We start from the raw sequence: 17,494 nt of genomic DNA, 5'->3' as shown, positions 1-17,494 counted from the left end.
CAATAATATTTTAAAAGGGATCCTGCTTCAAAAACAGGATCCCTTTTTCTTTTCCGGCTGTTTAGTTCAACTTGTATAATACCTGCTGCTCTTCCAGGGCATTGAGCAACTCCTGCGAGATCTTCACCTTTTGTTTACGGCTTGGCATATGAAGTTTGATCCTTTCCTTCATTTCATATACCACAAAATTCAGCCTGTTCTCACCACTATGAAGGCTAAAAAGATCCCTTAGCCTTTCGATCTGCTCATCCTTAAGCTCATCTATGTTCAACTGAATGGTGAGCTTTTTGGCATAGGTCTCCATCACATCATGCAGCAACTGCATGTTGTTGAACTGCAGCCTTGGCTCTCCTTTCTTGCCGGTTTCTTTATTGGTCCACCCTTCCTTAATGAACACCTTGGCGTATATAAAGGAGTTAGGAACCAGGAAATGGCGGTACTTTAAATACTCTTCCTTGAACAGCCTGAATTCGTACGAATCTGTATAATCTTCTACAATAAATGAGGCCCATCCCTGGCCGGTCTTAGAAACCCTGTGCTGCACATCGCTTATCACTCCGCCAAAAGACAGTTCATTATTTACCGCTTTATCCATGTGATGAAAATCGGCCAGAACAGCGTTACAGAAACATTTAAGTTCGGTCTTGAAATCATCCAAAGGATGTCCTGAAATATAGATTCCTACAACTTCCCTTTCGCGTTTCAGCTTTTCCATGGTACCCCACTCTTCACAGGGAGGAACGGTTGGTTCCGGGATCTGCACTTCACTGGCCTCTCCAAAGAGACTCACCTGCGCCGAATTTTCATTCTCCTGGAACTTGGCTGCGTACTTCATCACCTTCTCCAAAAAGGTAATTCCGTCTCCTTCATCATGGAAGTATTGTGCCCTGTGAGTAAGACCAAAGCTGTCGAAACCACCGGCCAATGCCAGGTTCTCAAAAGCCTTTTTATTGGCCGCTCTAAGATCGATTCGCTTGGCCAGGTCAAAAATCGATCGGTAGGGTCCTTTTTCTTTCCTGTTCTCCACGATGGTATTCACCGCTCCTGCTCCTACGCCTTTTATGGCGCCCATTCCAAAACGCACGGCGTTCTCTTTATTTACAGAAAACTTATAGTAGGATTCATTTACATCAGGTCCAAGAACCGTCAATTTCATCCTCTTGCACTCCTCCATGAAGAAGGTCACCTGCTTGATGTCGTTCATGTTATTGGAAAGCACCGCCGCCATATATTCTGCAGGATAATGCGCTTTTAAATAAGCAGTCTGATATGCGATCCAGGCATAACAAGTCGAGTGCGATTTGTTGAAAGCATAAGACGCGAAGGCTTCCCAGTCTTTCCATATTTTTTCAAGGACCTCTCGCGGATGCCCTTTGGCTTCCCCACCATCAAGAAATTTGGGTTTAAGTTCTTCCAACAGGGCAAAGATCTTTTTCCCCATCGCCTTCCTCAGCACGTCGGCTTCACCTTTGGTGAAACCCGCAAGTTTCTGCGACAATAACATCACCTGCTCCTGGTAAACGGTGATCCCGTAGGTTTCCTTAAGATACTCCTCCATCGCCGGAAGGTCATATACGATCTCCTCATCCCCGTGTTTCCGGGCAATAAAACTGGGAATATATTCCATAGGACCCGGACGGTACAGCGCGTTCATCGCGATAAGGTCATCAAACACAGTAGGCTTGAGATCTTTCATGTGCTTCTGCATTCCTGGAGATTCGTACTGGAAGATCCCTACCGTCTCACCTCTCTGGAACAATTCATATGTCTTTTGATCATCAAGCGGAAAACTATCCGGATCAAGATCTATCCCGTGCCGGCCCTTCACGATCTTAACTGTATCTTTTATCAGCGTAAGGGTCTTCAGACCCAAAAAATCCATCTTCAGCAACCCCGCACTTTCAACTACCGAGTTATCGAACTGAGTCACATACAGATCTGAATCCTTAGCTACGGAAACCGGGACAAAGTTTGTAATATCGCTTGGAGTAATGATCACCCCACAGGCGTGAATTCCGGTATTTCTCACAGATCCTTCCAGGATCCTTGCCTGGTTCACGGTCTGAGCTTCCAGGTCATCGCCTTCAGAAATGTTAAGCAGCTCATTGATCTTCTCTACTTCCTCACTTCGGAATTTCCCTCTTATTTCTTTTTCATCCATTCCGAAGATCTTACCCAACTTGGTATTCGGAATAAGTTTGGCAATACGGTCGGCTTCATTAAGCGGAAGGTCCAGAACCCGGGCGGTATCCCGAATAGAGGACTTTGCAGCCATGGTTCCGTAGGTAATGATCTGGGCCACCTGGTTGGCTCCATATTTTTTGATCACATAATCCATTACCCGGCTTCGGCCTTCATCATCAAAGTCAATATCAATATCGGGCATGCTCACCCTGTCCGGATTCAGGAACCTCTCGAAAAGCAGGTCGTACTTAATAGGGTCGATATTCGTAATTCCAAGACAGTAAGCCACGGCACTACCGGCAGCCGATCCTCGTCCCGGTCCTACCGAAACATCCATGTTACGAGCCTCCCTGATGAAGTCTTCCACAATAAGGAAGTAACCTGGATAACCGGTATTCTCAATTACCGAAAGTTCAAAATCAAGCCTCTCTTTTATGGAAGGGGTGATTTCCCCATACCGCTCCTCGGCTCCCCTGTAGGTAATATGTTTTAAATAGGCATTTTCCCCTCTTTTCCCCCCGTCAACTTTATCCTCTTCCACGATGAATTCTTCGGGAATGGTAAAGGCCGGAAGCAGTACATCACGTGCCAGTTCAAAAGGTTCGATCTTATCTACCACTTCCTGCACGTTAGAAATAGCTTCAGGAAGGTCCTTAAACAGGGCCTTCATCTCGTCCCCGCTTTTAAAGTAATATTCATTGTTCGGCAGCCCGTAACGATACCCCCGGCCACGCCCGATAGGCGTCGACTGCTTTTCCCCGTCTTTCACACATAAAAGAATATCATGCGCGTTGGCATCTTCCTGCTCGCAATAATAAGTATTGTTAGTGGCCACCAGTTTTACATCATGCTTTCGGGCGAGGTCTATCAGCACAGGATTCACCCTGTCCTCATCTTCCTGGTTGTGCCTCATAAGCTCCACATAAAGATCATCTCTAAACTGTTCTTTCCACCATAAAAGGGCTTCTTCAGCCTGGTTTTCTCCCACATTCAGCACTTTCCCCGGTACTTCTCCGTAGAGGTTTCCGGTAAGTACAATGACATCTTCCTTATACTGCTTTATCACCTCCCGGTCAATACGCGGCACGTAATAAAACCCTTCCGTATAAGCTATGGAAGACATCTTAGCCAGGTTGTGGTAACCTTTTTTATTCTTGGCCAGGAAGACCACCTGGTAGCCGTTATCTTTTCTCGATTTATCTTTGTGGTTCTCACACACAAAGAATTCACACCCCACAATGGCTTTTAACTCCTGGGCTTCTGCGGGCTGATTGTTTTCTAAAGCTTCGGCATTCTTTGCCTTCACTCCTTTATTGTAAGCTCCTACTTCTTTTACAAAGTGGAAGGCTCCCATCATGTTCGCGTGATCTGTAAGGGCCACAGCCGGCATGCCTTGTTTGGCGGCCGCGTCTACCAGGTCTTTAATGCTGATGGTGGATTGTAAAATAGAAAATTGGCTGTGGTTATGAAGGTGTGAAAATTTCACCTCATCAAGCTTCTCCAGATTTTCCTTGATCTCTGCGGAAGATATCTCAGCACCACCCTGCTCCTTCTGAAGCCTTTTTCTTATTTCTTCGGAAGCTTTTTTCAGGTTGATGTGCTTCAGCCCTATCAGCTCAATCGGCTGCGGATTGGCTTCGGAAAAATTCTGAAAATAATCGGGCTGTACATCAAGTTCTTCTGAAGTATATACCCCTTTCCTGATCAATTCCAGGAAACAACGGGTAGTTGCTTCCACATCGGCAGTCGCGTTATGTGCTTCAGCAAAAGGTTCGTTAAAGAGGAATTCATGAAGTTCTGTAAGGGTAGGAAGCTTGAACTTACCTCCCCTTCCTCCGGGAATACAGCAAAGCTGGGCCGTAGTTTCGGTACAGGTATCCAGCACCGGCAGTTCATGTAAAGAAGTACCCATTTCAAGTCGATGGAATTCGGCTCCCATGATATTCACATCAAACCCTACGTTCTGTCCCACAACGAACTTTGAACGGGACAGCGCAATATTGAATTTTTCCAGCACCTCTTTCAAAGTCACACCCTGCTCTTGAGCCAGCTCGGTAGAGATACCATGTACCTGTTCGGCGTCAAAAGGGATATTAAAACCTTCCGGCTGCACCAGGTAATCCTGATGGTCTATCACCTTACCCGTTTCATCGTGCAACTGCCAGGCGATCTGTATACACCGCGGCCAGTTATCTGAATCGGTAAGAGGTGCGTCCCAGCGCTTGGGAAGACCGGTGGTTTCAGTATCAAAGATAAGGTACATAAAAGTATATTTTAATGAATTCCAGCCAGATGACAGGAAATTTAGGAGCAACTGTGAAGGGGTAAAAATAAGGATTATTTGACGAGGTTCCAGCTAAACTTTTCAGGATTTATTAACGGGATGGTTGGCTTCCGGAAATGAAAAAACCCGCGCCAAATGACACGGGTTTATTTGAATAGTTCCCGGGAAGGCCCGGGTATAAAATTTAAACATTAGTCAAACTTTTCTTCAAGTTCCCTTACCTCTGCAAGACTTCTCTCAATAGCATTTCGTTGTTTGATGAGCAGGTTTGCCGTGGTTGGCGGGAATCCGTCAGCCTTGATCATTTTATTGTAATCTTCAACAGCCGCTTTTTCGGCCCTGATGGCTTCCTCCAGTACCGCCTCTTCCTTATCGCTCGAAAGTGCGGTCTTAAGATTCATCCAGGCCCGGTGAGTATCTCCTTTCATACTGGAACCCTTATCTGGCTCCTCTCCGAAATTCCTGATCTCTGCTTTTAGTTCATGACCAAAATCGTACCGCTGCATGGCCTTTTCCTTAAAAAAGGATTTAAGACCTTCGTGCTTCACATCATCGGCAGCTGTTTTATACACTTTTTCGGTATCATAATTCTTTTCCAGCAATTCGTTCAACATGCTTGTTAACTCCTTAGCACTCATAATTCTCTTTCATTTAAATTAACAATCGGTTTCTAAATGCCCATATTGGACATTAGGCTCAAGATAAAACAATAAATAAGGACAAGCCCCCGGTTTAACAGGGTTTAGCAGGTCGTTAACCGCTTATTACGAAAGCTTTAAAACTGAAAACAGCGGCAAAAAAAGGGATATCTGCCACAGAAATATTTTTTGCTAACCACTTAATTTACAATAAAAAATAATAGTATCTTTGCAGCCTTATTAATAACCGGGGTCGGGAACCCCACAAATTAATTTTTATGCCAGTAAAAATAAGATTACAAAGACACGGTAAAAAAGGAAAGCCTTTTTTCTGGATCGTAGCTGCGGATTCACGCGCAAAAAGAGATGGTAAATTCCTTGAAAAATTAGGTATCTACAATCCTACTACAAATCCTGCGACTATCGAGCTTGACGTGGACAGTTCTGTAAAATGGTTACAGAATGGTGCACAGCCAACAGATACTGCAAGGGCTATCCTATCTTACAAAGGAGCTTTGCTTAAGAACCACCTTGCCGGTGGAGTAAGAAAAGGCGCTTTGACCGAAGAACAGGCTGAGGAGAAATTCAACGCGTGGGTTGCGGAAAAAGAAGGAAAAGTTGACGCTAAGAAAGAAGCATTGAGCAAAGAGCAGGAAGCTGCCAAAGCGAAAGCTCTTGAAGCTGAAAAAGAAGTAAATGCAAAGCGTGAGGCTGAAGCTGCTGCCGCTGCACAACCTGAAGTAGAAGAAACTACTGAAGACCAGGAAGCTGCTGCTGCAAACGAAACAGAAGACGCTACTGCAGAAGAAGCTAAAGCTGACGAAAAACAAGACCAGGCAGGATCTTAATTTTCTTACCTAACGAGCAATGACAAAAGAAGAGTGTTTCTATCTTGGCAGGATCGTTAGTAAATTCAGTTTTAAGGGCGAGGTGTTGATCAAACTCGACACCGATGAACCCGAAACCTATTTAGAAATGGAATCAGTTTTCGTCGATTATGACGATAATCTGGTTCCATTTTTTATTGAAAAAAGTTCCCTGCAAAAGAGCAATCTGCTGCGGGTGAAATTTGAGGAGGTAGATTCTGAAGAAGATGCTGAAGATCTTTTAAAGTGCGACCTGTACCTGCCCCTCAACCTCCTGCCCAAGCTGGAAGAAGATCAGTTCTACTACCATGAGATCATCGGCTTTTCAGTCGAGGACGAGAACTACGGAAGCGTAGGCAAAATAACCGGCATCAACGACACCACTGCCCAGGCCCTTTTTGAGATCGAGAAAGACGGCAGGCAGATCCTTATTCCCATGAATGACGAATTCCTGCAGAAGGTGGACAAGAAGAACAAGACCATTTTTGTAAGGACGCCGGAGGGATTGATTGATTTATATCTATAAATCAAAACTTCCAAATAACAAATTCCAAATTCCAATACTACATAAACAATTTCCAAGTAGCGAGTAAGAAATTGTCTATCTTTAAATGTAAAGAGAGAGCATGAAACCTTACGCCCTAGAAGAAAGGACTTTTGAATTTGCCAGAGACTGTAGAAAATTAATATCTATTCTTCCAAAATCTATCGCTAACATTGAGGACGGAAAGCAACTTATACGATCTTCAGGGTCTGTAGGGGCAAATTACATTGAAGCCAATGAGAAACTTGGTGAAAAAGATTTTTCTTTTCGCCTGAAGATAGCACGCAAGGAGGCAAAGGAATCAGGGTATTGGCTCAGGCTCTTAAAAGCCTCTAATCCACAATTTGAACCAGATATAGATCAGATGGTCAGCGAAGCACAAGAGCTTCGCAAAATTTTATCTGCTATAATAAACAAATCTTAATTTCACACCCTTGGAATTTGGTGCTTGGAATTTGGTGCTTTTTCTTTGCATTATCATGAACAAACCCTTCGTATTTAAACATTTCACCATCCACCAGGACCGCTGCGCGATGAAAATAGGCACAGACGGGGTGCTGCTGGGTGCCTGGGCTTCTTTGGAGCACCATCCTTATTCTATCTTGGATATTGGGACAGGAACGGGAGTGATCGCGCTCATGTTAGCGCAGCGCAGTTCTGCGGAATTAATTGACGCGCTCGAGATAGACGAGGATGCTTACGAGCAGGCCGTGGAGAATTTTGAAAACAGTGATTGGGGCGACCGTTTGTTCTGCTACCATGCGGCTTTTGATGAATTCGTGGAAGAGATGCAGGAAGAGGAAAAATACGATCTCATCATCTCCAATCCGCCGTTTTATTCTGACGAATATACTTCCGGAAATGCACAACGCGACCAGGCGAGGTTCGCGGAAGCCCTGCCTTTTGAAGAACTGATCTCGGGTGTGGCGGCACTGCTTTCAGAAGAAGGAAAGTTCAACGTAATTATTCCGAAGAAAGAAGAAGAAAACTTCTTAAAAACAGCAAAAAAGCATCGGCTTTTCCCTCAACGAATCACTCATGTACGGGGAGATGTAAGATCTGAGGTCAAAAGAACTTTGATCGAGTTTGGTTTCACTGAAAAAGAAGTGACTCCCACTGAACTGGCCATTGAAAATTCACGCCATAATTACACTCCCGAATATGTGGAACTGGTGAAAGATTTCTACCTGAAAATGTAAATTTTCAGCTTCTTTTCAATAGAACAAAAAGCTTACAGATAATTCATTTGCATTTCCTGCTTGTCCCTAGTGCCCGATTTCTTAAATTTACTTTCCAGACAAACAGTAAACTACCAAACAAATGAAAGATCAATTTCAGGCTCCGGATTATTACCAGCTGGACGACCTATTAAGTGACGAACATAAAATGGTGCGCGACGCCTCACGAGAATGGGTGAAAAGAGAAGTTTCTCCCATTATTGAAGAGGCGGCACAAAAAGCAGAATTTCCGAAGCAATTAATAAATGGTCTTGCCGAAATAGGTGCTTTTGGCCCTTACATCCCCGAAGAATACGGCGGTGCAGGACTCGACCAGATCTCCTATGGACTTATCATGCAGGAGATAGAAAGAGGCGACAGCGGAGTACGATCAACAGCATCAGTACAATCTTCCCTGGTCATGTATCCTATTTTTAAATACGGAACTGAAGAACAGAAGAAAAAATACCTGCCAAAGCTGGCTACCGGCGAGATGATGGGCTGCTTTGGTCTTACTGAACCCGATCACGGTTCGAATCCCGGCGGAATGACCACTAACTTTAAAGACAAGGGAGACCACTACCTGCTTAACGGGGCAAAAATGTGGATCTCAAATGCTCCTTTTGCCGACATTGCGATAGTTTGGGCAAAAAATGAAGAAGGCCGTATCCATGGACTAATCGTGGAAAGAGGAATGGAAGGTTTTACTACTCCGGAAACACATAACAAATGGTCCCTGCGTGCCAGTGCCACAGGAGAACTGATATTTGACAATGTTAAGGTTCCGAAGGAAAACCTGATGCCCGAAAAAAGTGGTTTGGGAGCACCTTTGGGTTGTCTTGATTCCGCACGTTATGGTATTGCATGGGGAGCAATTGGTGCCGCTATGGATTGCTATGATACCGCCCTCAGATATTCTAAAGAACGGGAACAGTTCGGAAAACCCATTGCGAGTTTCCAGCTACAGCAAAAAAAATTGGCCGAAATGATCACCGAGATCACGAAAGCTCAGTTGATGGCATGGAGGCTGGGAGTTCTTCGGAATGAAGGCAGAGCAACTTCTGCCCAAATCTCAATGGCAAAAAGAAACAATGTGAATATGGCGATAGAGATCGCGAGAGAAGCCAGGCAAATGCTTGGAGGAATGGGAATCACGGGAGAATACAGCATAATGCGCCATATTATGAACCTTGAAAGTGTGATCACTTATGAAGGGACACATGATATTCACCTGCTGATTACCGGCGCAGATATAACCGGAATTCCGGCGTTCCAATAGATTCAAAATTTTGAATTCAAGATTCAATATCGATCTTTCACGATCTACGACAGCTTCGGAAATATAATCTTGAATTTTAAATTCGGAATTACTGCAGCAGATCAAAACAAGGGCAACGCTTACAGCGTTTGCCCTTTTTATATTTCTCACAGCATTCGGTCTTCAATTTGACGGGTTTCTTCGAAACCACTCCATCTATTTGAACATAATCGCGGGATTTTTCAGAATAAAAAACAATAACCGAATATAGCATTGGCAAGACCTATTATTTGTCACGGTTCCATTTACAAAAACCGAACCTTTTTATCTGAAATACAATTAATTAGAGAAAATAACCCGCAAAAAATCTAATCGGCATTGTAGGGCGCGATCTTGACTTCTAGTCCGTCAAGTTCTTTTTCAATATGGATCTGACAGCTCAGGCGGCTGTTGTCCTCCACAAAGAAAGCCTGGTCCAGCATGTCTTCTTCCTCATATCCTTTTTCCGGCATAAGGTGTTCCTTATTCTGGATGTAGCACTGACAGGAGGCACACATGGCCATGCCGCCGCAGATGCCGATAGTCCCTTCAGGAGCGAGCTCATGCATCTTGATCACTTCCATGAGGTTCATGTTCATGTCGGTTGGAGCATCCACCTGGTGGGCGTGGCCTTCGCGGTCTATAATGGTGATCTTGATATCTGACATTATATGATAAAAAGACCCGACAGATCTTGGTCAACCTGCCAGGTCTGATCTTAATTTTTTAATTAATACTTTTTACAACTTCTCTCTTGGCTTCCTTCTTACTGCCGTCAAAGCCGCTCACCCCGCTCACGGTGGTGTATTTCATCACGTACTTCTTATCGGGGAAGATACGCTGATAGGCGCTCTGGCACATGATAGCCGCCTCGTGGAATCCGCAAAGAATAAGCTTGAGCTTCCCCGGATAGGTATTCACATCGCCAATTGCATAAATGCCGGGAATGTTGGTCTGGTAATCGTAGCTATTGTCCACTTTGATCGCGTTCTTTTCGATCTCCAGTCCCCAATTGGCAATAGGCCCGAGCTTTGGGGAGAGTCCGAAAAGCGGAATAAAATGATCGGTTTCCTTGATCTCTTCTTCGGAAGCTTCGCCCTTATGACGTATCACCACAGATTCCAGGTGATCATCCCCTTTCAGGCCTACCACTTCGGCTTCGGTGATCATGTTGATCTTTCCTTCTTTGGCCAGTTCTGAAACCTTTTCTACGGAATCCAATGCCCCACGGAATTCATTCCTTCTGTGAACAAGAGAAACTTCCGAAGCTACATCAGAAAGGAAAATCGCCCAGTCCAGCGCTGAATCCCCTCCTCCTGCTATAACTACTCGCTTATCGCGATAATCTTCAGGCTCTTTGATCATATAAGAAACGCCTTTGTTCTCGTATTTGGAGATATTTGTAATAGGCGGTTTTCGCGGTTCAAAACTGCCCAGGCCACCGGCGATCACCACCACAGGAGCGTGATGTTCTGTACCCTCGTTGGTGGTGACCACAAAGGAACCATCTTCAAGCTTTTCAATGGTTTCTGCTCTTTCGCCCAGGGTGAAACCCGGTTCAAAAGGTCTTATCTGTTCCATGAGGTTATCTACCAGGTCTCCGGCAAGAACCTCGGGAAAAGCCGGGATGTCATAAATAGGCTTTTTGGGATAGATCTCTGCACACTGCCCGCCTGGCTGGGGCAAGGCATCAATTAGATGACATTTTAACTTTAATAATCCTGCTTCAAACACGGCAAAAAGGCCCGTAGGCCCAGCACCGATGATCAACATATCTGTCTTAATCATTTCTTCCTCTTTAAAAATTGCAGAAAAAGCTACTTTTCTATGTTCAGCACTTTCTCTATTTGGGGAGCATATTTTTTAATGGTCATCTCCACTCCCGATTTAAGGGTCATTTGATTGACCGTGCAGCCTACGCAAGCTCCCAACAACTGCACTTTTACAACGCGGTCTTCCTCGATCCCTAAAAGGGAGATATCGCCGCCGTCACTTTTTAGAAAAGGCCTGATCTCGTCCAGCGCTTTTTCAACATTTAATCGTACTTCTTCGCTTGTCATGACTATTTTTTAACTGCACTACAGCCGGCCATAGTGGTGATTTTTATCGCTTCGGTAGGAGGAAGACTGCTGTTGCGGTCAACCGTTTCCTGAACAATGTTTTGAGTTAACTTATCAAAAGCTTCAGAAAGAGGCGTTTCTTCCTGCAAGGCTGCCGGGTGACCAATGTCTCCCGCTTCCCTGATGCTTTGCACCAACGGGATCTGACCTAGAAATGGCACCTCAAGATCTTCTGCCAGCATTTTGGCTCCTTCTTTTCCGAAGATATAATATTTATTTTCCGGCAACTCTTCCGGAGTAAAGTAAGCCATGTTCTCTACTATCCCCAGCACCGGAACATTGATAGCTTCCTGTTTGAACATCGCCACCCCTTTCTTGGCATCGGCCAGGGCCACGTTCTGCGGAGTACTTACCACAACGGCACCGGTTACCGGTAACGACTGCATGATGGAAAGGTGAATATCTCCTGTTCCCGGAGGAAGGTCAACTAAAAGAAAATCAAGTTCTCCCCAGGCCGCGTCAAAGATCATCTGGTTCAGCGCCTTTGCAGCCATTGGTCCTCTCCAGATCACCGCCTGATTGGGCTGCGTAAAGAATCCTATGGAAAGAAGTTTTACACCGTAATTCTCAACCGGTTTCATTTTAGACTTTCCATCAACATTTACAGACAGAGGCTTTTCGGCCTGCACATCGAACATCATTGGCATTGACGGTCCATAGATATCGGCATCCAAAAGTCCCACTTTAAAGCCCATTTTTGCAAGGCTCACCGCCAGATTTGCCGTAACGGTAGACTTTCCTACTCCTCCCTTTCCGGAGGCTACAGCAACAATATTCTTGATCCCGGGAATGGCTTTCCCTTTTATTTCAGTTTTTTCGGGTGCCTGCACTTTTACATTCACCTTCACCTTGGCTTTCTGGTAAACATGCTCATGAATTGCCTTCATCACGTCCACTTCGGCCCTTTTTTTAATGTGAAGTGCCGGAGTGCTCAATAACAGATCAACCACAACCTCATCACCAAAGGTCATAATGTTCTGCACCACACCACTTTCAACCATATTTTTACCTTCCCCGGAAACCGAAATGGTTTCCAGAGCTTTCATTATTTCTTTTTTATCTAGTTTCATGTTGTATTGTATAGATTTGGAATGGCTTATATAGATTCATTCTAAACGCAAATATAAGCCGAAAAGCTAAGATAACGAAGTTCTTACCCACTTTTGACCATTGATATAAATAATAGGGAAATAGAGGCTATAACTCCTTGGCAGGATCCCAGAAATGCTTCTTAAAATCCACAATTTTATCCTCTCTTACCTGCACCCCCTCCTCTTCAAGCTGTTGCTGCATCACGTAGGTGCCGGGAAAGTGGTGTTTGCCCGTCAAAAGGCCATTGCGGTTCACCACCCGGTGGGCAGGCACATCCTCCATTTTTGAGGCATTGTTCATTGCCCAACCTACCATTCGGGCGCTTCTTGCCGCACCCAGGTAAACAGCGATAGCCCCATAGCTGGTCACCCTCCCTTCAGGAATAAGCCTTACCACGTCGTAAACCCTCTCAAAGAAATTTTCTTCTTTCATTAGTAAAAGATCCTGATGAAGGTAATGATGACCAGGATAAGCATGAGCCCGGCCATGAAATAATTGGAATATTTTGCGAAAAAGGTTTCTTCGGCCTCAATTTTGGCGAAGAAGAGCGCATAAAGGTAGAGGGTCGTAAAAGTACCCAGGGATGCCGCAAGCACAAAAACGGTATTGTTCAGCAGCAGGTATTCCACCTGTCCGTTCACATTCAAGGCCGCGCTGAGGGCTACAAAATAAGGAATTGGAAAGATGTTAAGGGCACCAATCATAAACCCTTTAAAAATACTTTTTACACCAGAGGTTGGACTCACTTCCACCTTTTTTCTTTTGTACTTGGCCATAATCAGGAAATAGACCATTAAAATAATGAAGATCACCAGCCCCGCCCTTAAAAGCACATTTCGAACAAAAGGATTGTCAAAAATATACCGGGTAAGTAAAACGGCTATTGTGGCCTGTATCAGCACCACAAAAGAAGCGCCTGCAGCCACATAGATACCGTTCTTTTTACCTTTTTGCACACAGGTCTTGGCCACCGTCATATTGACAAGGCCCGGGGGTACGACTCCCAGTAAAGCGGCAAAATAAGTAATAAGGAAAATTTTAGTTTCCTCCAAAAGCGCCTATTTTATTCTGAACTGAACGTAAGTTATTGGTTTTCCCTGCTCAAGATACTGTTTTTCATAGAAAGTTTGTATCCCAACCACTTCTTTAGGGGAATATTCGTTCTTATACACATCGTGGTTGGCCTGGATGATCTCATGACCTTCACCGTGCAAAAGCCCAAGGGTGTAGCCATGCATGAATTCGCTGTCAGTCTTCAAATTTACCACTCCTTCAGGCTTAAGTATCTTTTTATACTTCTGAAGGAATTCTGAATTCGTCATTCTGTGTTTGGTGCGTTTGTATTTGATCTGCGGATCTGGAAAGGTGATCCAGATCTCGTCTACTTCATTTTCAGCAAAAAGCAGGTCTACCAGTTCTATCTGGCTGCGCAAAAACCCGACATTCTCAAGACCTTCTTCCAAAGCTGTCTTGGCACCACGCCAAAATCTGGCCCCTTTAATGTCAATGCCAAGAAAATTCTTTTCGGGATATTCCTGGGCAAGACCAACGCTGTATTCCCCTTTTCCACAACCAAGTTCCAGTACTATAGGTTTGTCATTCTTAAAGAAGTCCTTACTCCAGTTCCCCTTAAGAGGGAATCTTCCTTCCACAACCTCCTCGCGGGTTGGCTGTATCACATTTGAAAAAGTTTCGTTCTCTCTAAACCGCTTTAATTTATTCTTACTTCCCACCTGAAAATTTAATATTTTGGTAAAATTAAATAAAATACTCCACAGCCCCCTCTTTTTATATTTACAATATGCACAAGAGACGCATTTTAGTAGCCCCTTTAAACTGGGGACTGGGGCACGCCACCCGTTGTATCCCCCTCATTCGCAAGCTTGAGGAAAAAGAATTTGAACCTGTGATCGCATCAGACGGCGATGCGCTTCTTTTGCTGAAAAAGGAATTTCCGCACCTTAAAAGTTTTGAACTCCCCTCATACAACATCACCTACACCAGCAAGGGAAGCCTGCTAAAATGGAAATTATTGATGGACACTCCTTCTATTCTTCGGAATATCAAAAAGGAACGAAAGGCTACAAAAAAACTCGTGGAACAGGAAAATCTTTCAGGTATCATTTCAGACAGCCGCTTTGGAGTACGCTATAAGCATCTTACAAATGTTTTCATCACCCATCAGCTGAACGTACTCTCCGGCAACACCACTTATCTTAGCAGTAAACTGCATCAAAAGTACATCAGAAAATTCGACGAGTGCTGGGTTCCCGATGCTCCCGGCGCAAAGAACCTCAGCGGAATGTTAGGGCATGTTAAAAACCCGGGGGAGAGTATCAAGTACATTGGCATCCTCAGCAGGTTCGAAAAAAAGACTCTTCCGCAGAAGTATGACATTATGGTTCTCCTTTCAGGTCCTGAGCCGCAGAGGAGGCTCCTGGAGGAAAAACTGCTTCATTCCTTCAGCGACACCACTCAAAAGATCCTGTTCGTTCGAGGGGTGATCAAGGAGGAAGAATGCAGGCACCATAATTCAAACCTGACCATCCGGAATTATATGTACGGCAGTAAACTGGAAGACGCGCTAAACTCGAGCAAACTAATTGTGGCAAGATCAGGCTACACCACCTTGATGGATCTGGCAAAGCTGGAGAAAAAAGCATTTTTCATTCCCACGCCGGGGCAGTTCGAACAGGAATATTTAGCCGAAAGAATGAACAGGCTGGGCATTGCGGGTTCCTGTTCACAAAATGAGTTCCATCCCGAAATGCTGAAAAAGTCTGATAAATTTTATGGACTAAGCGACCCTGGATTTGTTTGCAGTTTTTCCGGACTTTTTAGCCTTTTTGAGGGTGAATGAAAATTCGCTTCCCAGGCCGGGAGTGCTCTCTACAAAAATACGTTCCTTATGCGCTTCTATCAGGTGTTTCACGATAGACAACCCAAGACCCGAGCCTCCTTCTTTACGGGAACCGCTTTTATCCACCCGGTAGAACCTCTCAAAAAGCCGCGGAATATGCGCTTCTTCGATCCCTTCACCGTTATCACTCACCCGCACGATGATCTTGTTCTTGGACCTGTTTTCGATCATTACTTCGGTAGTACCGTCATTTTTGCCATATTTTATGGAATTAACCACCAGATTGGTCAACACCTGCTGAATACGGTCCCTGTCGGCATAGACCATCACAGGTTCATAGTCCGTATCGAAAACCAGAGTAATATTTTTCTTTGCCGCCTTCATTTCCAGAAGATCAAAAACTCCCTGGACAACCTCAATGATGTCAAAGTTTTCTTTGTTCAGTCGCAGTTCACCGGTTTCGAGTTTGGTGATCATATCCAGATCTCTGACGATATAAATGAGTCTTTCCACTCCTTTAGCTGCACGGGTAAGGTATTTTTTTCGCACCTTCTTGTCTTTCATAGCGCCATCAAGCAAGGTCTCGATATATCCCTGGACGGTGAATAAAGGCGTCTTCAATTCATGGGAAATGTTGCCCATAAAATCCTTTCGGTAACTATCTCGCAATTGAAGCGCTTCTATCTCGAGCTTTTTACCTTCCGCGAACTTTTCCACCTCCCGCGAAAGGGTGGTCATATCGGTAAGGGTCATTTTATCTGGATCTAGAGTAGAAGAACTCAGCAAACTTACATTTTCGTAGATCTTCTTTATTTTCTTATAAATAAAGAATTCGACCCGGTACTGAATGATCAAAAAGGAAAATATAAAACAGGATAAAGCGTAGACAACAATAAGTTTCATGGAAAACAAGCCCGAAAAGATCAGGAAACCTGCCGAGAATATGGTCATGAAAAGCGTGAGGTAAAGAGAGGTCTTTGCCGCGAACTTATATGATCTCCTAAAATTGTTAGACATTATTCCACAAACTTGTATCCTACTCCTTTCACTGTCTGTATCCTGTCATCGCCGATCTTCTCTCTTAGCTTTCTCACATGCACATCTATGGTTCGGTCTCCCACCACTACTTCGTTACCCCATATCTTCTCCATGATCTCTACTCTTTTAAAAACCCGCCCCGGTTGAGAGGCCAAAAGGTACAGCAATTCAAACTCCTTGCGCGGCAACATGATCTCCTCATCATCTTTTATAACCTTGTATTCATCACGGTTAATAACAAGGTCGCTAACTGTAAGTACATTGTTGCTTTTGGCCTCACCTCCCCTAAAGCGCCTAAGCAAAGCCTTTACCTTACTGGTAAGTATCTTTGGCTTTATTGGTTTGGTGATGTAATCATCGGCTCCCGCATCAAAGCCGGCCATTTGGGAATAATCTTCTCCCCGGGCGGTCAAAAATGCGATCACCGTCTCTCTAAGCTCAGGATCTTTGCGCAGCTGAATGCAGGTTTCCATACCATCCATTTCGGGCATCATCACATCAAGAATGATAAGCTGCGGGTTTTCTTTTTTTGCCACTTCCAAAGCGCGCCTGCCGTTTTCGGCGGTGACTACTTTATAACCTTCCGAAGAAAGGTTATAACGAATGATCTCGATAATATCCGGCTCGTCATCGACCAGAAGTATACAGATGTCTTTCTTTTTCATTAAAAAAGTGCTTAAACTCCCGTAAATGTAAAGATAAAATTAAATGATGGCTATGAAACAGGAATTGTTAACTATCTGGTAACCTTGAGGTGATATTAAGGTTAAACAGGCTGAAAAATAAATCTTCCAAGAACCTGATTTTCGGCCCATTTTTTGAACCTGAAAAGCAACGACCTGCACTTCCGGTTTATTGTTTTTTAAGGGGACTTTAACGTTATATAGCAGCTGCTTTGGTCTGGTTTTTGAATTTTTTATTGTAATTTTACTCTAATAGTGCGCTGAAAATGAAACAAATCTACTTGTCTTTCTTATTGATATTTAGCCTTTTGCTCTTTGCAGAACCGGCTACCGCACAAATATCGCCTACAGCAACTGCCGCAACAGCATCGGTAAAAGAATTTCCAATTGAAGGGCTTTCTATTTACCCAAATCCCGCATCTGGGCAGAAAGTATATATTAACACCAGGAGCAACAAGCCCAAGATCATTGAGGTCTATAATGTTTTAGGAAAGAATATCCTTTCCGCCAACCTGGCCGGTAATGAACTCAATATCTCCTCTCTTGATCCCGGAGTTTATATCATGAAGATCCAGGAAGGCAAGAGCTCGGCGACACGAAAACTGGTAGTGCGGTAATTCACCATTTTTATTCTATAGCTTTAAAAAAGGGCTTTTCTGTACCTTTGTGCC

Annotated in this window: 18 protein-coding genes; 7 read left to right on the top strand and 11 right to left on the bottom strand. The window is 44.2% G+C overall.

Going from position 1 to position 17,494, the window contains the following annotated elements; all coding sequences use genetic code 11:
- Positions 1 to 61: 61 nt before the first annotated feature.
- A complete protein-coding gene (dnaE, locus tag BLS64_RS03925) occupies positions 62 to 4,447 on the bottom strand; it encodes a DNA polymerase III subunit alpha (protein WP_093111904.1) in 4,386 nt (1,461 codons plus the stop codon).
- A gap of 212 nt (positions 4,448 to 4,659) precedes the next feature.
- Complete coding sequence (locus BLS64_RS03920) at positions 4,660 to 5,106, bottom strand: ferritin-like domain-containing protein (RefSeq protein WP_317039627.1); 447 nt, start codon at positions 5,104 to 5,106, stop codon at positions 4,660 to 4,662.
- A gap of 278 nt (positions 5,107 to 5,384) precedes the next feature.
- Between BLS64_RS03920 and BLS64_RS03915 the strand changes: the two genes are divergently transcribed.
- From BLS64_RS03915 to BLS64_RS03895, 5 genes are all read left to right on the top strand, one after another.
- Complete coding sequence (locus BLS64_RS03915) at positions 5,385 to 5,954, top strand: 30S ribosomal protein S16 (protein WP_093111900.1); 570 nt, start codon at positions 5,385 to 5,387, stop codon at positions 5,952 to 5,954.
- A 19-nt stretch (positions 5,955 to 5,973) separates the two neighbouring features.
- The gene (rimM, locus tag BLS64_RS03910; RefSeq protein ID WP_093111898.1) at positions 5,974 to 6,498 is read left to right on the top strand and encodes a ribosome maturation factor RimM; all 525 of its coding nucleotides are present in this window, start codon (positions 5,974 to 5,976) and stop codon (positions 6,496 to 6,498) included.
- A 100-nt stretch (positions 6,499 to 6,598) separates the two neighbouring features.
- A complete protein-coding gene (locus tag BLS64_RS03905) occupies positions 6,599 to 6,940 on the top strand; it encodes a four helix bundle protein (RefSeq protein WP_093111896.1) in 342 nt (113 codons plus the stop codon).
- A gap of 55 nt (positions 6,941 to 6,995) precedes the next feature.
- Positions 6,996 to 7,715, top strand: coding sequence for a tRNA1(Val) (adenine(37)-N6)-methyltransferase (locus tag BLS64_RS03900; protein ID WP_093112313.1), 720 nt, complete (start codon positions 6,996 to 6,998; stop codon positions 7,713 to 7,715).
- Between the two features lie 121 nt (positions 7,716 to 7,836).
- Positions 7,837 to 9,012 carry an acyl-CoA dehydrogenase family protein gene (locus tag BLS64_RS03895; RefSeq protein WP_093111894.1) on the top strand — a complete coding sequence of 392 codons (1,176 nt, stop codon included), beginning with the start codon at positions 7,837 to 7,839 and terminating at the stop codon, positions 9,010 to 9,012.
- Positions 9,013 to 9,359: 347 nt separating this feature from the next.
- Here BLS64_RS03895 and BLS64_RS03890 read toward each other — a convergent pair whose 3' ends face one another.
- The 7 genes from BLS64_RS03890 to trmB all read right to left on the bottom strand — a co-directional run bounded on the left by BLS64_RS03890 (position 9,360) and on the right by trmB (position 13,975).
- Complete coding sequence (locus BLS64_RS03890; protein WP_093111892.1) at positions 9,360 to 9,698, bottom strand: 2Fe-2S iron-sulfur cluster-binding family protein; 339 nt, start codon at positions 9,696 to 9,698, stop codon at positions 9,360 to 9,362.
- A gap of 58 nt (positions 9,699 to 9,756) precedes the next feature.
- On the bottom strand, positions 9,757 to 10,818 hold the full coding sequence (locus BLS64_RS03885) for an NAD(P)/FAD-dependent oxidoreductase (RefSeq protein WP_093111890.1): 1,062 nt from the start codon (positions 10,816 to 10,818) through the stop codon (positions 9,757 to 9,759).
- A 29-nt stretch (positions 10,819 to 10,847) separates the two neighbouring features.
- A complete protein-coding gene (locus tag BLS64_RS03880) occupies positions 10,848 to 11,090 on the bottom strand; it encodes a NifU family protein (RefSeq protein WP_093111888.1) in 243 nt (80 codons plus the stop codon).
- A 2-nt stretch (positions 11,091 to 11,092) separates the two neighbouring features.
- A complete protein-coding gene (locus BLS64_RS03875) occupies positions 11,093 to 12,220 on the bottom strand; it encodes an Mrp/NBP35 family ATP-binding protein (protein WP_093111886.1) in 1,128 nt (375 codons plus the stop codon).
- Between the two features lie 127 nt (positions 12,221 to 12,347).
- Positions 12,348 to 12,674 (bottom strand): MGMT family protein, encoded by a 327-nt coding sequence (locus BLS64_RS03870; protein WP_093111884.1) that lies wholly within the window; start codon positions 12,672 to 12,674, stop codon positions 12,348 to 12,350.
- Complete coding sequence (locus tag BLS64_RS03865; protein ID WP_093111882.1) at positions 12,674 to 13,294, bottom strand: LysE family translocator; 621 nt, start codon at positions 13,292 to 13,294, stop codon at positions 12,674 to 12,676. The genes BLS64_RS03870 and BLS64_RS03865 overlap by 1 nt, the downstream gene beginning before the upstream one ends.
- Before the next feature lie 6 nt (positions 13,295 to 13,300).
- On the bottom strand, positions 13,301 to 13,975 hold the full coding sequence (gene trmB / locus BLS64_RS03860; protein ID WP_093111880.1) for a tRNA (guanosine(46)-N7)-methyltransferase TrmB: 675 nt from the start codon (positions 13,973 to 13,975) through the stop codon (positions 13,301 to 13,303).
- A gap of 68 nt (positions 13,976 to 14,043) precedes the next feature.
- Between trmB and BLS64_RS03855 the strand changes: the two genes are divergently transcribed.
- On the top strand, positions 14,044 to 15,102 hold the full coding sequence (locus BLS64_RS03855; protein ID WP_093111878.1) for a glycosyltransferase: 1,059 nt from the start codon (positions 14,044 to 14,046) through the stop codon (positions 15,100 to 15,102).
- Here BLS64_RS03855 and BLS64_RS03850 read toward each other — a convergent pair.
- Positions 15,040 to 16,119, bottom strand: a complete 1,080-nt coding sequence (locus BLS64_RS03850; RefSeq protein ID WP_093111876.1) for a sensor histidine kinase — start codon at positions 16,117 to 16,119, stop codon at positions 15,040 to 15,042. The two genes, BLS64_RS03855 and BLS64_RS03850, sit on opposite strands and share 63 nt — an antisense overlap.
- Positions 16,119 to 16,805 (bottom strand): response regulator transcription factor, encoded by a 687-nt coding sequence (locus tag BLS64_RS03845; RefSeq protein WP_093111874.1) that lies wholly within the window; start codon positions 16,803 to 16,805, stop codon positions 16,119 to 16,121. The genes BLS64_RS03850 and BLS64_RS03845 overlap by 1 nt, the downstream gene beginning before the upstream one ends.
- Positions 16,806 to 17,089: 284 nt before the next feature.
- Here BLS64_RS03845 and BLS64_RS03840 point away from each other — a divergent pair, with 284 nt between their 5' ends.
- Positions 17,090 to 17,440, top strand: a complete 351-nt coding sequence (locus BLS64_RS03840; RefSeq protein ID WP_093111872.1) for a T9SS type A sorting domain-containing protein — start codon at positions 17,090 to 17,092, stop codon at positions 17,438 to 17,440.
- Positions 17,441 to 17,494: the final 54 nt, after the last annotated feature.

It is taken from the genome of Salinimicrobium catena, from assembly GCF_900102915.1.
Lineage (GTDB): Bacteria > Bacteroidota > Bacteroidia > Flavobacteriales > Flavobacteriaceae > Salinimicrobium > Salinimicrobium catena.
Note: the sequence above shows the minus strand (reverse complement) of the source record. Positions and strands in the feature narration are given on the sequence as shown.

Coding starts and splice junctions, on each gene's coding strand:
- dnaE (WP_093111904.1), bottom strand. CDS start 4,447: ATGTACCTTATCTTTGATACTGAAACCACCGGTCTTCCCAAGCGCTGG.
- BLS64_RS03920 (WP_317039627.1), bottom strand. CDS start 5,106: ATGAGTGCTAAGGAGTTAACAAGCATGTTGAACGAATTGCTGGAAAAG.
- BLS64_RS03915 (WP_093111900.1), top strand. CDS start 5,385: ATGCCAGTAAAAATAAGATTACAAAGACACGGTAAAAAAGGAAAGCCT.
- rimM (WP_093111898.1), top strand. CDS start 5,974: ATGACAAAAGAAGAGTGTTTCTATCTTGGCAGGATCGTTAGTAAATTC.
- BLS64_RS03905 (WP_093111896.1), top strand. CDS start 6,599: ATGAAACCTTACGCCCTAGAAGAAAGGACTTTTGAATTTGCCAGAGAC.
- BLS64_RS03900 (WP_093112313.1), top strand. CDS start 6,996: ATGAACAAACCCTTCGTATTTAAACATTTCACCATCCACCAGGACCGC.
- BLS64_RS03895 (WP_093111894.1), top strand. CDS start 7,837: ATGAAAGATCAATTTCAGGCTCCGGATTATTACCAGCTGGACGACCTA.
- BLS64_RS03890 (WP_093111892.1), bottom strand. CDS start 9,698: ATGTCAGATATCAAGATCACCATTATAGACCGCGAAGGCCACGCCCAC.
- BLS64_RS03885 (WP_093111890.1), bottom strand. CDS start 10,818: ATGATTAAGACAGATATGTTGATCATCGGTGCTGGGCCTACGGGCCTT.
- BLS64_RS03880 (WP_093111888.1), bottom strand. CDS start 11,090: ATGACAAGCGAAGAAGTACGATTAAATGTTGAAAAAGCGCTGGACGAG.
- BLS64_RS03875 (WP_093111886.1), bottom strand. CDS start 12,220: ATGAAACTAGATAAAAAAGAAATAATGAAAGCTCTGGAAACCATTTCG.
- BLS64_RS03870 (WP_093111884.1), bottom strand. CDS start 12,674: ATGAAAGAAGAAAATTTCTTTGAGAGGGTTTACGACGTGGTAAGGCTT.
- BLS64_RS03855 (WP_093111878.1), top strand. CDS start 14,044: ATGCACAAGAGACGCATTTTAGTAGCCCCTTTAAACTGGGGACTGGGG.
- BLS64_RS03850 (WP_093111876.1), bottom strand. CDS start 16,119: ATGTCTAACAATTTTAGGAGATCATATAAGTTCGCGGCAAAGACCTCT.
- BLS64_RS03845 (WP_093111874.1), bottom strand. CDS start 16,805: ATGAAAAAGAAAGACATCTGTATACTTCTGGTCGATGACGAGCCGGAT.
- BLS64_RS03840 (WP_093111872.1), top strand. CDS start 17,090: ATGAAACAAATCTACTTGTCTTTCTTATTGATATTTAGCCTTTTGCTC.